16 protein-coding genes, 2 tRNA genes and 1 pseudogene are annotated in these 13,614 nt (G+C 67.6%); 7 read left to right on the plus strand and 12 right to left on the minus strand.

From position 1 onward, the window contains the following. Positions 1 to 16 precede the first annotated feature (16 nt). The gene (locus tag AB0H37_RS16170; RefSeq protein ID WP_360613362.1) at positions 17 to 835 is read left to right on the plus strand and encodes a LuxR C-terminal-related transcriptional regulator; all 819 of its coding nucleotides are present in this window, start codon (positions 17 to 19) and stop codon (positions 833 to 835) included. A 46-nt stretch (positions 836 to 881) separates the two neighbouring features. Here AB0H37_RS16170 and AB0H37_RS16175 read toward each other — a convergent pair whose 3' ends face one another. Continuing rightward, complete coding sequence (locus tag AB0H37_RS16175; protein ID WP_360613364.1) at positions 882 to 1,412, minus strand: hypothetical protein; 531 nt, start codon at positions 1,410 to 1,412, stop codon at positions 882 to 884. A gap of 154 nt (positions 1,413 to 1,566) precedes the next feature. Next, positions 1,567 to 2,214, minus strand: coding sequence for a methyltransferase domain-containing protein (locus tag AB0H37_RS16180; RefSeq protein WP_360613365.1), 648 nt, complete (start codon positions 2,212 to 2,214; stop codon positions 1,567 to 1,569). A 571-nt stretch (positions 2,215 to 2,785) separates the two neighbouring features. Between AB0H37_RS16180 and AB0H37_RS16185 the strand changes: the two genes are divergently transcribed. Further along, on the plus strand, positions 2,786 to 3,145 hold the full coding sequence (locus tag AB0H37_RS16185) for a nuclear transport factor 2 family protein (protein WP_329096914.1): 360 nt from the start codon (positions 2,786 to 2,788) through the stop codon (positions 3,143 to 3,145). A gap of 65 nt (positions 3,146 to 3,210) precedes the next feature. On the opposite strand, the gene AB0H37_RS16190 is transcribed toward AB0H37_RS16185, so the two are convergent. The 6 genes from AB0H37_RS16190 to AB0H37_RS16215 all read right to left on the minus strand — a co-directional run bounded on the left by AB0H37_RS16190 (position 3,211) and on the right by AB0H37_RS16215 (position 6,617). Further along, complete coding sequence (locus tag AB0H37_RS16190; protein ID WP_360613367.1) at positions 3,211 to 3,747, minus strand: hypothetical protein; 537 nt, start codon at positions 3,745 to 3,747, stop codon at positions 3,211 to 3,213. Next, on the minus strand, positions 3,729 to 4,661 hold the full coding sequence (locus AB0H37_RS16195) for a transposase (protein WP_360613369.1): 933 nt from the start codon (positions 4,659 to 4,661) through the stop codon (positions 3,729 to 3,731). Before AB0H37_RS16195 ends, AB0H37_RS16190 begins: the two co-directional genes overlap by 19 nt. A 240-nt stretch (positions 4,662 to 4,901) precedes the next feature. Continuing rightward, positions 4,902 to 5,354 carry a hypothetical protein gene (locus AB0H37_RS16200; RefSeq protein ID WP_360613501.1) on the minus strand — a complete coding sequence of 151 codons (453 nt, stop codon included), beginning with the start codon at positions 5,352 to 5,354 and terminating at the stop codon, positions 4,902 to 4,904. Further along, positions 5,249 to 5,797: a Tn3 family transposase gene (locus AB0H37_RS16205; RefSeq protein ID WP_360613371.1), complete on the minus strand. Its 549-nt coding sequence runs from the start codon at positions 5,795 to 5,797 to the stop codon at positions 5,249 to 5,251. Before AB0H37_RS16205 ends, AB0H37_RS16200 begins: the two co-directional genes overlap by 106 nt. A gap of 162 nt (positions 5,798 to 5,959) precedes the next feature. After that, positions 5,960 to 6,048 (minus strand) — tRNA-Ser (locus tag AB0H37_RS16210). 137 nt (positions 6,049 to 6,185) lie between these two features. Beyond that, positions 6,186 to 6,617 (minus strand): hypothetical protein, encoded by a 432-nt coding sequence (locus AB0H37_RS16215; RefSeq protein ID WP_179831669.1) that lies wholly within the window; start codon positions 6,615 to 6,617, stop codon positions 6,186 to 6,188. A 189-nt stretch (positions 6,618 to 6,806) separates the two neighbouring features. On the opposite strand from AB0H37_RS16215, the gene AB0H37_RS16220 reads away from it, so the two are divergent. Further along, a tRNA-Arg gene (locus AB0H37_RS16220) sits at positions 6,807 to 6,879 on the plus strand. A gap of 82 nt (positions 6,880 to 6,961) precedes the next feature. On the opposite strand, the gene AB0H37_RS16225 is transcribed toward AB0H37_RS16220, so the two are convergent. The 3 genes from AB0H37_RS16225 to AB0H37_RS16235 are packed head-to-tail and all read right to left on the minus strand — an operon-like array spanning position 6,962 to position 7,965. Continuing rightward, positions 6,962 to 7,213 (minus strand): tyrosine-type recombinase/integrase, encoded by a 252-nt coding sequence (locus AB0H37_RS16225; RefSeq protein ID WP_360613374.1) that lies wholly within the window; start codon positions 7,211 to 7,213, stop codon positions 6,962 to 6,964. A gap of 26 nt (positions 7,214 to 7,239) precedes the next feature. Beyond that, the gene (locus AB0H37_RS16230) at positions 7,240 to 7,704 is read right to left on the minus strand and encodes a hypothetical protein (RefSeq protein WP_329096896.1); all 465 of its coding nucleotides are present in this window, start codon (positions 7,702 to 7,704) and stop codon (positions 7,240 to 7,242) included. A gap of 48 nt (positions 7,705 to 7,752) precedes the next feature. Then, complete coding sequence (locus AB0H37_RS16235; RefSeq protein ID WP_360613376.1) at positions 7,753 to 7,965, minus strand: hypothetical protein; 213 nt, start codon at positions 7,963 to 7,965, stop codon at positions 7,753 to 7,755. A 696-nt stretch (positions 7,966 to 8,661) separates the two neighbouring features. On the opposite strand from AB0H37_RS16235, the gene AB0H37_RS16240 reads away from it, so the two are divergent. Next, complete coding sequence (locus tag AB0H37_RS16240) at positions 8,662 to 9,909, plus strand: PQQ-binding-like beta-propeller repeat protein (RefSeq protein ID WP_360613378.1); 1,248 nt, start codon at positions 8,662 to 8,664, stop codon at positions 9,907 to 9,909. A 105-nt stretch (positions 9,910 to 10,014) separates the two neighbouring features. Further along, positions 10,015 to 10,267, plus strand: a pseudogene (locus AB0H37_RS16245) (transposase); the annotation flags it as partial. Between the two features lie 396 nt (positions 10,268 to 10,663). Here AB0H37_RS16245 and AB0H37_RS16250 read toward each other — a convergent pair. Next, positions 10,664 to 10,867 (minus strand): hypothetical protein, encoded by a 204-nt coding sequence (locus AB0H37_RS16250; RefSeq protein WP_329096893.1) that lies wholly within the window; start codon positions 10,865 to 10,867, stop codon positions 10,664 to 10,666. 570 nt (positions 10,868 to 11,437) lie between these two features. On the opposite strand from AB0H37_RS16250, the gene AB0H37_RS16255 reads away from it, so the two are divergent. After that, positions 11,438 to 12,649: a hypothetical protein gene (locus AB0H37_RS16255; protein ID WP_360613380.1), complete on the plus strand. Its 1,212-nt coding sequence runs from the start codon at positions 11,438 to 11,440 to the stop codon at positions 12,647 to 12,649. An 8-nt stretch (positions 12,650 to 12,657) separates the two neighbouring features. Further along, a complete protein-coding gene (locus tag AB0H37_RS16260; RefSeq protein WP_360613382.1) occupies positions 12,658 to 13,611 on the plus strand; it encodes an alpha/beta hydrolase in 954 nt (317 codons plus the stop codon). Positions 13,612 to 13,614: the final 3 nt, after the last annotated feature.

Genomic DNA, 13,614 nt, shown 5'->3' on the forward strand with positions numbered 1-13,614 from the left:
TCAGGATCACGGTGGCATGGACCACGACTACCGGGTAGGCGACACCGAGCGGGACCGGGTCACCGACCGACTGCAGACGCACTGCGGCGCGGGTCGGCTAAACCTGGACGAACTGCTACAGCGCACCGAAGCGGCCCGTAACGCCGTCACATGGGCCGAGCTGGCCACGCTTCTCCACGACCTTCCCGACGAGGAACCACCGCAACGCGGGTGGCGGGCCCCGGTCTGGGGTGCTCACGCCTTGATGGCAGGCCTGCCCATCGGCGGTCTGATCGGGCTTTGGCAGATAACCCGTGATCCCACCCCCACCCCGAAGGACTACGGAGCCGACTACTGGTGGCCGCTGTGGGCCGCATTCTTCTGGGGCATGGCAGTGCTCCTGCACTACATGTTCACAACAGGTCGGCTGACCTTGCCCAGGTGGCGTCACCCGACGGTGCAGGCGCCTCCATCCGCACCTGGCCTGCCGCCACAGATCCGTCAGCACGGTAACGAGCCCACCAGCCGGCGTCCGACCGCGCCGGCGCCACCGCTCGGGCAATCAACGTCCGACACCCCGAGCCCCGCCCAACTCGACACGCTCACACCGCGCGAACGGGAGATCCTCGTCCTGGTCGCCGAAGGACACGCGAACAAACAGATCGCCCAGCGGCTGGTCATCAGCGAGCGCACCGCGCGCACCCATGTCAGCAACATCCTGCATAAACTCGGTCTGCCATCGCGGACGCACGCCGCGCTCACCGCAGTCCGCGCAGGTCTGACCCAGCCGATTCACCAACCAGACCGGTCAGCCGCAAGCCCTCCACATGGAGCCTCGCCCGGTCCGAAGCCGTGACACCTCCGAACTCCGGCCCCGCCCCAGCAGGACCACCCGGGATGGATCATTCGGTCAGGGACCGTAGGTAAGCCATGAGGGCCTTGCCGCGCGGGGAGAGGCGGTATCCGGTCTCCAGGCTTTCGGTGAGGCCGAGGGCTTTGAGACGGCGGACGTCGGCCTTGAAGGGGAGTTTGTCGCGGTCCAGGTGTTCGGCCAGGTCCAGGGCGCGCAGCCCGGGGTGTTCCTCGATGACGCGGAGGACCTCGCGAGTCCAGGGGCCGCGGTGGCTGCGGGTGTCGATGGCGTCCAGGGAGGCTTTGAGGTCGGCCAGTTCCTGGTCGGTCAGGTCGGCGTTCCCGGCCAGCTCCGATCGGGGGTCGGGGCCGCCCAGATGAAGCATGACGCGGTGGTATCCGCCCTCCTTGGTGCTCTTGGACAGAGCGGTGAGCAGCGCCGCGCGGCCATCGAAGCCCGAACGCAGCGCGTCCTCCTCGGTGATCTCCTCGGGGGTGACGGCCGTGACCGAGTCGATGACGATGATTCCCGCCCAGGTGCGCTGAGTGCTCCCCGCGCGGACCCGGGGGGCTCGGCCCACACCCGGAACACCCGGTCGATCCGCCCACCCGCGATCCCCTCAAGAACCTCCCGCCTGAACAGCATCGTTCCCCCCCGGGGTGATACGCCTCTCCTCCTGCAATCTTCGTCGGAAGCACCTCAGAAGACCACCTGCCCGGCCCCGCGGCCGGAGGTTACCGAGGCGGTGCCGCGGGTCGGCGGGCGAACAGGATCGCACCCGGCTTCGGCTCGTCCGGATTCAGTAGATGTTGCGCCTCCACGGTAAAGCCCGCCTCGCGGAGCCAGTCGGCCACGCGGGACGGTTGGCGGTGGTGCACATACGCCTGCACTGCCTGGTCGCCGTCACCGGTCGTCTCGATCTTCGTCTCGTCACCGACGTGGAATCCCACGGCCAGCACCCCACCCGGCCGCAGCACCCGGTGGAACTGTCCGAGCACGCCCGGCACCGCCTCGTCCGGGATGTAGATCAGCGACCACCACGCGAGCACACCGGCGAGAGAGTCGTCGGCGAGTTCCAGGTCGGTCATCGAACCGACCTCGAACCGCGCGTCGGGGTGCTCGCGGCGGGCGTTCTCGATCATCGCGGGTGACAGGTCGATGCCGAACGCGTCCGCGCCCAGCTCCCGCAGCAGGGCGGTGGTGTGCCCCGGCCCGCAGCCCACGTCGGCGACGGGCCCACCGCCGATCGCGCGGACCAGGTCGGCGAACAGCACAACCCCCGCGCGGACGTGCAGCAGCCTGTCGAGCAGATCGCGGGTCTCGTCGGCGTAGCTGGCCGCGAGGGCGTCGTAGGAGTTCCGGGTATCGGTCAACCAGGTCATCAAAGGACCGTAGCCCCTCCAACCGACCGTTTGCAGGGCGCGCACCCTCCTCGACCGCCGAACCGCCTCGTCTCGGCGGGGCGCAGGGCCGCGCGGTTCAGCAGGAGGACGAGCTCGTCCGGGTCCTTGCCGTCCCGCACCGCCACCACACCGGTCGCGCCCGCCAGTTCGACGACGTCCCCACCACTGTGGCTACGCGGATGTCGATGAGGTCGCGGCAGAGCCGGAACAACTCCGAGACCGTCTGTACGTCGCCCACGTGCGCGGCCGCGGCGATACGTGCGAACGCCGGCCGCTCCAGCGCGGGCGTCTGGAGGTGGTCGCCAGGTCCTCGAACAGCAGGACGCCTTCGGCGCGTCGGTCCGGGCCCGGAATCGCTCTTCTGGAGGGGCGTTTCTCTCCCCACTATTCGGTTTCCGGGTGGCGCGGGCGCAGGTCGGCGGGGTGTCGGGAAACCTTCGGAACTCGACACCCACTCCCCGGCGATCGGAGTCCCGGGATCGGACTGCGAAGATCAGCCGAGCGTGAACGTCCTGGCTCGGATACGGCGCCGGCTGGGAGGGTGGGCCTCATGGAAGACTTGCGGGACGCCGAGCGCCGACTTCAGACCGCGCAGCTCGCTGGAGACGTCGAGGCGCTGGATCGGCTGCTGGATGATCGGCTGATCTTCACCTTCGGTGCGAACGTTCAGACCAAGGCGGACGACCTGGAGGTGCACCGCACTCGGGCGCAGGTGGTGACGAGGGTGGCTGAGGAGGAGTTGACCGTGCTCGCCGATGGGCGCACCGGGGTGACGTGGTTTCTCGGCACCATCGAAGGGACCGTCTCCGGGGCGCCGTTCTCGGCCAGGATGCGCTACACCCGTACTTGGCTACACGACGAGACGCACGGCTGGCGAATCATCGCCGTGCACGCCAGCACGACCGATTGACATAGCCGACACGTTGTAGGGCGAACCACCACACAACGGTAGACGGCGCTAAGCTTGTTCTTTATCTACCAAGATCTTCCAGGCTTGCCGATGGCCTTGAGGGTTTCGGGGCGTTTGACAGTCTTGCCGACGTCGTAGCAGGGTGCCCGGTGTCTGTTCTTGGCGCCGGGTGGACGCCCGGGACCAGTTCCTTGGGGTTTGGGAACACGAGTCGGGCAGGCGAGGTGAGCGCGGATGTTCCTGAACACCCGGCGAACCCGGGCCGGTGTGAGCCGGTCCGCGGCGGTGGGTTTCTCCCAGGGCCGACGGAGGTCGGTGGCTAGCAGTCGCGCGAGTCGGAGCTGAGTGTGAGCGACGATCAGGATCCAGGTCCAGCGGTCCGCCGCCTGGGGAGCGCGGAGTCTTGGGGTGGTCCAGCCCAGGGTCTGCTTCGCGAAGCGGAAGGTGTGTTCCAGGTCGAAACGGCGGAGAAATGCCTGCCAGAAACGATCCACATCGTCGGCAGTGGCACCGATCTTCGAGGACCACAGCCACACCGGCGGAGCATCCCGGTCCTTCGACAGATGCTCGACCTTCAGCCGTATCAACGTGCCCTCGACCAAGGGCAGTTCGCCGTCGTGGTCCAGCCATGAGGAACGGTGGGTGAGCCGGGGGGGTGGACCCGGTCCCATGCCTGCGTTTGGGCCTTGCCGTAGTTGGTGGTGTCGGTGACCGTGGTGATCGCGGGTTCGGGCCAGGTCTGCGGCTTGGTGAAGCGGAACTCCGGGCCGTGCTTGGGCGGCCGGCCGTTGGTTCCCGGCTGACGGGGCGGCTTGGGTAGCCGCATGACGCGGTCGGGACCGGACCGGACCCTGCCAACCAGCTCGACGGGTAGGTCACGCAGAACCCACGCCAGGCGGGTGACGTCATATCCGGCGTCACTGACGATCACGATATGCGGGTCCCCGGCCTGCCACTGCCCCGCGGCGATCAGCCGCTCCACGACACCTCGCAGCTGGGCGACGGTGACCGCGGTCGCGTCGTCGGTCGGACCGAGCCGAACCCCGTCCAGGATCGCGGTCCAGGATGTGGCGCCCGGCTCCAGCGCAGCGACAAAGGAGTAGGGCCAGCCCGGGTTGAACTGCGAGGCTGTCTTCGCCCGGCCGTAGACGTGGCAGAACAGCCTCTCGGCCGAGCACGGCGCGTCCGAGCGAAGCCACGGTGACACATCGACCGCCAGGACCAGGCGCCCGCCCTCGAAACGAGGCAGCGGCTGCCCGGCCAGCACCGTCCGCAGCCGATCGACATCGATCCGGCCGCGGTTCAGGCCGCCGTACATCGCTCCGTGCCCACGACGACGTTCGGGCAGCAGCGTCAGATCCACCGGGGACCTCACCGCCCCGTCCGCACAAAGCACCGCGTCCATCAGCTCGAACAACTCATCGCGTCGAGCAGTCAGACACTCGTAGAACTCGCTCCGGAAGCGTGACGCTTGCGCGAACGCTTCCCTCTGGACAGCATCAGGCAGCAGACTCACCCTCACGGCCTTCGTCTCGGTCAGTGCACCTTGGTCGGAGCACATGATCAGGCGAAGGCCGCCCTCACGTCCGGCAAACCCTCAGATGAGCGACTCAGCTTGAGATGCCGTTCGAGGTGACAGCGGCCAGAGCAGAGTCCCATGTACGGCTAGTTAGGTGAGCACTCTCTGTGACTGCCCTTGAGCGTCAGGGTCGTTCGCCAAAGGGCCGGGGAGTGGCCGGTCCTGTTCGTTGCCGACTTACCCGATCGCCTTCCACCGGACCCAGGTGTCGATCCCCTCGGCCCGGTAGCGGGCGCCCGGGCCGAACCGCCACTCGGCCACCAGGCGCAGCGCATCAGCCGGCGCCCGGCGGTGCGGCATGAGCAACGATGTCAGCTCGTCATACCGCGCGTCGATCCCTCCGTGCCCTGGATGGCTGTCCACCCCGGCCTCTCCGGCCTCATAACGCCGGTTCCACTCGACATAGATGACCCATTGCTCGCGTTCCATCGCCGCAACGTCGTCGCTCGCGGGCCACACGTAGTACTCAACTTCATCAACCATGTCGAGCTGGTTGAGGCTTTGAAAGTAGTGCACCTTGCCGTCTACCTCGGCAAGACCTGCGCGTACGCCGTCATACCAATCCAATTCGACGAGGACACGCCGAAAGCCGTCGGCAACAAGTCGATCTTCGCTCCAAGTCTCAGCCACATCGGCAGACTAGCGTCCGCCACCTTCACGAACTTTCCCCAGATGCACGCCAGGCTGGATCCACACAGAGTGACGAGTGACGGCCAGATGCCTCCCCACCATCTGGCCGCCGGTGGGGAATTCCGAACTGGCCGCTGACATCGAGGCCGGTAGATAAAGAACAAGCTAAGAAGCTGTTTTCGAACCACGCGGCTGTAGCCGTCGTCAGAGATGAACTGCAAAAGGTGCAGGGTCTTGAAGATTCGCCCGTAGTGGGCGAACGCGTCCCCCAGGCCGGTGGGGTCGCCGTCGCGGGACAGCCTCCGGATCAGGTCGTAGGCCCGCACCTTCCCGGTGGTCAGGGATCCGGCGACGCGGAGCATGTCGTCCCAGTGCGCGCGAATGCGGTCGAGGCGGACGGTGTGCCGGGAGCATGTGGTCACCGCAACCGGCGCGGCCAACACGCAGGGTAACCACAGCCGGTCCGGTCAGCACCCGCATCGTCCGGGGACGAAAGCACCCCGCCGACCTCCTGTGCACACCGGACCAGGAAAAACGGACGTCTGGAATGCGACAGGGACTTCGCTCAAGATCGCAATCTTGGACGAAGTCCCTGGTCAGATGAGCGGAGGATCGGGGATTTGAACCCCGGATGGGCTTGCACCCAAACCGCATTAGCAGTGCGGCGCCATAGACCGGACTAGGCGAATCCTCCAGGAGCCATCAGGCCCAGGTCAGGTTACCGGGTTGGCGAGCCAACCGGCAAAGTCTGAACCTTGGCCCCGACAGCATAGTCGGAAACACGTCCGGGCGCCGCGCTCCCGGGGCCGCGGGAGCGGATCGCGCCGGGCGTCAGCCGCCGAGCCGGAACCCGGTGAATCCGCAGGCCTCAGCGAGGTCGTTGCCGTGCTGCCGCATTCCCGCGAGGTCGGGCTGGCGCGGGGTCGTGCTGCCGGACTGCACCTGCCGCAGCATCGACGCGGTCTCGTCGAGGTCGCCCGCGAACGCGGTCGCGGCGGTCTCGACGTCCCCGCCGGCGCTCTGGCCCTCGGAACGCACCTTGGAGGCCGTGTCCGAGAACTTCTGCGCGGTGGCAGAGGCGCCGCTGGGGGACGACATCGACATTCCGCCGGTGGAGAAGCTCCGCAGCTCCGTCTCGATGTTCTTGCAGGCGGTCTTCTTCTTCCCGCCGGCGATGGCGTCGACCGCGCCACAGCCCGTGGAACCGAGCATCAGTCCACCGACGGCGAGGACGCCGACCAGCTTGGTGGCGGACATGCGCATGGGGTTTCTCCTTCAGGGGGGTTGGGCTTTCGGACGGGCTACACCCTCGCAGGTCACACCCGGCCTAATCACCCCTTTGGCGTACCTACCCCACCAAGGGTTCCGTGACTCAAGTCACACCGCAGGCCGCTCGCGTCCGTCAATCGATTCGCAGTCGAGTCCCCGGAGCCGGTACAGTAACTCCGGCAGGCACCCGTAGCTCAACGGATAGAGCATCTGACTACGGATCAGAAGGTTAGGGGTTCGAATCCCTTCGGGTGCGCACAGCTCAGAGGCCCCTTCCGATCCCGGGAGGGGCTTCTTGCGTGCGCCATGGGAGCCACGTTGGGAGCCACAGGATCCGATCAGGCCCCGAGGAGGGCACCGCTCATGGCCTCAGCCGCCGCCCGCTTGTCATCGACGAGCAGATGCCCATAGACGTCCTTGGTGATCGCGATCGACGTGTGCCCGAGGATCTCGGAGACCACGTGCAACGGCGTCCCTTGAGCCAGCCTCAGCGAGGCCCCCGAGTGCCGCAGCTCATGCGGATGCCAGTTCCCGAGCTCCGCGCGCTTGGCCAGCTTGGAGAAGGTGCGCGAGAGGTTGTCGGGATCCATCGGTGTTCCGACCTTGCTCGCGAAGATCAGCCGTGATCGTTCCGCAGCTCACCGGCCGCGATCTTGGCCTCAGCCTGCTGGACATGGAGCCGCCGAAGCTTGGCCACGAGCTGTGGCGTGAGGACCAGCGTCCGGCGTGACTTGGGCGTCTTCAGTTCGCTGAGCACCAGGCGCGTCTTACGTTTGATCGCCTTGTCTCGGTTCTTGATTCGCTTCACGGCGTGCGTGAGCCGCACCGTGCCTGCATCCCAGTCCAGCGACGAGTGACGTCCGAGAACCTCACCGCGGCGCAGCCCGTAGGCCAAGGCGATCATGACTGTTACCTCGAAGCGGTGGCCGGTCACCGTGTCGAGCAGCGATTTCGCCTGATCGATCGTGAGTGTCCGCCCTTCTTTGGCCACGTGAGGCGCTGCCGAAAGAGCGCCGACGTTGCGCGCGATGATGCCCTCACGCTCAGCCTGACCGAGCGCCTTGCGGAGGACGGTGCGCATGATCCGGATGCTGTTGGCGCTGTAGCCAGCTTCCCGCTTGGGGGCCTGCTACAGCTTGTCGACATCCAGGACGGTGAGCTTGGCCAGTCGCTTCCGCCCCAGCGTCGGCGACAGGTGGAGCCGAACCGTGTCGTGGTAGTCGTCTTCCGTCGACTCGGCCACCACGCCCGGCAGGTTGTGAGCCGACCAGCGCTCCAGGAACGCCTTGACCGTGATCCTTTCATCGGGAACCGTCCCGGCGTCGGGATTTTCGAGAGCCACCGGACCGGACCGACCGCAGCGCACCAGGGCGCATCAGGTCATAGACCTTGGTGCGTCCGATGCCGAGCTTCACGGCCGCCTGTTCCGGCTTCCAAATGAGCGGTTCATCCGCCCCAGTCGCCGCAGTCGTCACGTTGCCTCCGCAGTTGCCGAGAGTTCGGGGGTGGGGTTGTGGGTCGCGGCGTCGAGTTGGCGGCGCCGTTGGACGCGTTCGTTGATCAGGTGCAGGAGCCTCGCTTCGGTCGGCTTGACGTAGGGATCGGCGGGCCCGGCGCGTTCCCAGACGTGGACGGCGTTCGGGTCAGCCGGGTTGGATACCGGGACGCCAGCCTCAGCGAGCCGCGCCAGGACCCGGGCCTTCCGGTCGGCTTTGTTGGTCGGCGAGGGTCTTGCCGGACCCTACGGGGCGGCCTTCGGCCATATCCGCCGGCCCCGCCCCTCACGTGACAGCGAAAGGGGAGCCGCGGCACTTATTCCATGTGGCAGAATCTAGCAGCCGACAAGGGGGGTCTTAGGGTCCCTTCTGTGTGGCAGATTCGAAATTCTGGTTGCCAGGAAACTGGACTTGAGCGTGCTCTCGTCGCCCATCACTCCAGTCAAGCCGTCGGACTCTAACGACCCTTAGTCATGGCGCCTTCGGAGCTGTTGCGGTGATCGGTCTTCTCAGCCGTGTCAATCGATCGTACGATCGGCATTGTGGACAAAAGAATATGGATCTGCACAGCAGTGGCCATGGCCGTGCTCCTCACCGGGTGCGGGGGCGGTCACCCGAAGGCCGGAGCCACCTCGGGCAAGTCCGCGACCGGACGGTCGAGTGCCGCGACGGCCCCGGCCGTCCCCGTCGCCGACCCTCCCGTCCGGTTCGACACCCGGCGCGCGGTCGAACTGCCGGCCGAGGCCAGGCAGTCCGGTTACACGACCAGCTACGGCGCGCTTCCCGTGCTGCTCGACGATCGCACTGCGGTGTCGGTCGCCGATGGCGTGATGTACGGAGTGGACATCCTCACGGGTCGGCAGGTGTGGAAAACAGGACCGCGCAAGAAACTGTTCAGCCGGTCGAGTGACACGCGCGCCACGGTGGTCATGCTGCAGGGCCGCCGGACGGCGCTCGCGGCGTTCATGACGGAGGTCCCCGGGCAGGGCACCACGCCCTCGGGCGCGGCGATCGAACTCATCGGAGTAGACCTGGCGAGCGGTAAGAACGTCCTCAACGATGACCTGCCTCTGCCCCAGGACAGCGCCCCCTGGGGTAATCCGGTCAGCGTGGTCGGGGTCGACGCGACGACCGCGGTGCTGAACTGGAGCGGCGGCGGGACCGTGGTGGCCGATCTCGCGGCCCACAAGGTGCGCTGGATCCGGCGCGGCTTCGACGCGATCGGGCTGGACGGCGGTGTGATCGCGGGACAGACCGGAGACCTGCTCCACTACCGGCTTCTCGGGCTGCGCGCCACCGACCAGCGGCAGGAGTGGGCGTCCAAGGAGTACGAGGTGCCGACCTTCGAGGCCGAACCGGCCGGACCCGGCCTGTATTCACTGCACCATTCGACGGGTTCCGTCAGGGACAGGAGCTCCACGGTCCTGCACGACATCAAGACTGGAAAACCCCGCAAACACCTCGGCCTCGAATACAGGTGGCACTGCGTCTCCGACGGCGCCGAGACCCTGTTGTGCAACGGGGCGGACGGCGGGATCGTCGGGCTGGACGCCGGCACGCTGGACACCCTGTGGCGCCTGCCGTCCGACGGGCGGCTCGCCCCGAAGGTCACCGCGTTCTGGCATGGCGCGGTCTACGGAACGACGCCCAACGGCCCGGTCGTCCTGGACGCCCGTTCAGGCAAGGACCGGGAGGTCAGGCCTGGTGCCGCTCCGCGCGTGGTGAGCCGGTACGGCGGGCTGGTAGTGGGCCCCGAAGGCGCCTGGATGGTGTATTCGACAGCCCCCTAAGAGGTCATAACAAATTGTGCATGTGATGCGACATGGCGTGATGTCCGGGTGTGGTGTGGGCAGGTGCGTAAGGGTGAGCAACCTCCATGGATCGTGGGGCGGCCCAAAACCGGGCCGAGCCCTCGCGGTCGACTGGGCTCGGAACACCACGTGCTGACCGGCGGGCGCGGCACCCCGCTCGCCCCTGTCGTTGACCGGCGGCAACCGCAACGACGTCACCCAGTTGATGCCGCTGCCGAACAAGGTGCCGCCCATCCGAGGCCGGGTCGGACGCCCCCGCCGCCGGCCCGAGCGGCTGCTGGCCGACCGCGGCTACGACCACGACAGATACCGCCGACTGGTGTGGGCCAAGGGCGTCAAGGGGCGGCGGCGCTCAGGCCGCTGCGCGGCCCCGCGCCAGGCCGCCCGGAGCGTGCGGCGTGGGCGCCGGTCACCGGCCGACCGCGCCGAGCCGCGCATCGCGACGCCTCCTCACCGCCCGCCAGCCGTCGGCGGTCAGCAGGGCGCACCGCCGCCCAGAATTCGAAGCCCAGCCGAAGAGGGGCATCGCCACCACAGGGACGTTGTCAGCTGGCCTGGAATGGCACAGGGCTCCCCCGACCCCGGAGCCTTGAGGGTGGCGGCGGCCAGAACCCGTCAAGGGCGCCCTATGGGCGTCACGTTGTGATGGCTGCGCCACCCTTGACAGAACCTGTCCGCCGCTAGTGCAGGACGCGTCGGGGCCGGGGGAGGAATGTGGGGGATGGAACCGCGGCTACGCCGAAAAAGCTTCGGCGACATCGAAAGTTGCATCGCAACTATGATTTTTTTTGAAGCTTTCGGCGGCTGCGCCAGCGGCGATGCCCAACCCGGCCAGGCCGCTTGCGCCAAGAAGAGCGAGTAGCTGGGTCTCTGCCGGTGCTTCGGAGTACCCCGCGATACCTGCCAAGAAGGTACTCAGGGAGGTCATCATGGTCATGCTGGTGAGAACCCAGCGATTGCTGGGTCGCCAACGCCGTTTCTGCCCCACCCTGACCTCCGTCTCCAACCGAGACGTTATCCCGTACGAGTGAGACGCGTAGGTCCCTGCTTAGTGCCATGTTCGTACCAGCGTGCTCTGAGCAATCGCGGAGGGGGCGTCCCCGTTCGGGCGGGGTAGCTCCCGGGAGCCACGGTGGGAGCCACGCGGATGGATGATCTCGGATTGGGGTGAACGAGATCTGACGGTGTGCAGGTCAAAGGCCGAGCGCGCGGACTGATCCGGACGGGGCCGGTGATCGTTTGGGAATCTCGGATCAGAAGGTTAGGGGTTCGAATCCCTTCGGGTGCGCACAGTTCAGAGGCCCCTTCCGATCTCGGGAGGGGCCTCTTGCGTGCGCCATGGGGGCCTCGGCCGCTGGTTGCACTTGTGCGCCCGAGATCCCGCAAGCATCCGGGCGGGACGGAGAACCCGGTCGCGGATAGCTTCGTACGGGATGTCGGTGGCAAGGGCACCGGGCCGTGATCGCCTGCGCCCGAGCCGGGCGTGACGCTGCGCTGGGAGCGATTCGTGAAGCTGCGAGACGAGATCGAGACGACGCTGCGAGGGTGGCACGCCTACGAGGCGGAGCGCGGGTCGGCAGCCGTCATCGACTTCGATTGCGCACCCACCACCGCACCCACCGAGCCGGCGACCAGCCGTCTTGCGGTCTACCGGCGCCTGGCCGATCTGCGCGCCCGCACCGTCGAGGCCGGCGCCGACTGTCTCACCACCCGTCTGACCGCCGATCTCGCCTATCTCGGCGCGCTCATGGGTGAACATCCGCCGCTGGGCGACTACGTCCGGGCCACTCAAGGGTGCGCCGCGCTCGGTTGGCGGGACGAATACGTCGCCTACCGCGGTGACCAGGCCCGCCAGGCACTCGGCGCGCTGGGGGTCGGGTGGGGTTCCGAGACCGTCCGGGAGTTGAGGGCGGTCGAGGGGCCGATCGAGGCCGGGGAGGCGCCCGACGCGATCAGGCAGGCCGCCGCAGACTACGAGACGGTCGTCCGCCAGGCCACCGGCAGCCAGGCCCCGTTCAACCTCACCATCGAGACCGCCGAGGTGGACGCCTACTGGGCGTACTGGCTGGACGGTTCCGGCGACAATGTCCGGCTGCGCCTCAACCTTCGCCGCGCCGGCTTCACCAAGGTCGCCGCCCGCCAGTTCGCTCTTCATGAGGTCCTCGGCCACGGTCTCCAAAGCGCGAGTTGGACGGCCCGGGCCGCTGCGCAGGAGGTCCCCTGGGTGCGTCTGATGTCGGTGCACGCGCCGCAACAGGTCCTGCTCGAAGGGCTCGCGCAAGCGCTCCCCCTGTTCGTCGCTCCCGATGACGAACAACTGGTCGCTCGCACCAAGTTCGACCACTACAACCAACTTGTGCGCGCCGAGTTGCACATCGCCCTCAATCAGGGGGCAGGTATCGCGGAGTTGGCCGAGCGCGCCCGTTTCCGGGTGCCCTGGACGACCGAGGCCGCGGTTGCCGACGTCCTCGCGGACAGGGGAGCCGACCCGCAACTTCGCTCATACCTTTGGGCCTACCCTGCCGGAATCGACTGGTTCGCCAACCTCGCCGCCGCAGACCAGGCCACCAGGACAGCCGCCCTCCAAGCCGCCTACCGAGACCCGTTGACGCCCACGGATCTGGCAACGCTCTGGCCGGCAGGCCCCGCCATCGGCGGCCAAGACGCCTCCGGGAGCATCACGGCTGATTCCCGAGTGGCCGTGAAGCGTGGCTCGTAGCCTGAGGCATGCCGAGTGGGTGGGATGTGCGAGAAGTCAGGTTCGGTGCAGAGGACGTCTCGTTGGCCGGCTCGCTCGGGGTTCCAGGTGAAGGGGCAGCGGCAGGCGTGGTTCTGATCGGGGGATCGGGGCCGTCGGATCGGGACAACGACGGCTACTTCCGCCCGATCCGTCGATATCTGCTGGAGGCCGGAATCGCGGTCCTCGGCTACGACAAGCGCGGGGTGGGGCGGTCGTCGGGCCGGTGGCGTGCGGCGACGATGGACGACCTGGCCTCCGACGCGCTGGCGGCGCTGGACTTACTACGCGCGCAGCCGGAGGTGCCGGACGAGGCGGTCGGGTTGTTCGGTCACAGTGAGGGCGGCTGGGTGGCCCTGCGCGCGGCCGCCCGCGATGCACCGTCCTGGGTCATCACCAACAGCTGCCCTGGAGTGACCCCGGCAGAACAGGAACGTTACGCGGTGGCCAACGCTGTCAAAGCGTCCGGCACCCAATCTCAGCAGGACAATGCCGACGTCTTGGCGCTCTACGACCGGCTGGTGGAGGCGGGCCGACGTGGTGTCGACTTCGCTGAGGCGACCCGGCTCGTTGCCCGGGCCGGGCATCCGCCAGGTCTGGCCGCCTACTGGGGTGATGTCGACGCCGATGGTTGGGAGTTCCTCAAGCGCAAGCAGGATCACGACCCCCTGCCCGATGCGCGCCGATTGCGATGTCCCCACTTGGCGATCTTCGGTGGTTCTGACGTGCTCGTTCCCGTCGCCGACAGCATCCGGCTGTTCAGTGCCGTCGCCTGTTCCGGCGACCGTGACCAGCGGGCGACGTTGACCGTGGAGGTGTTCCCCGGAGCCGACCATCGAGTGCAACGGGGTGGTGTGCTTGCCCCGGGTTACCTTCGAACCCTCGCGCAGTGGATTCACGCGGCCGCCCCGGATCGGGGATCGAGGTCGAACGCGTCCAGATGAGGG

The sequence above is a fragment of the Actinomadura sp. NPDC023710 genome (assembly GCF_040639875.1).
GTDB lineage: Bacteria > Actinomycetota > Actinomycetes > Streptosporangiales > Streptosporangiaceae > Spirillospora > Spirillospora citrea.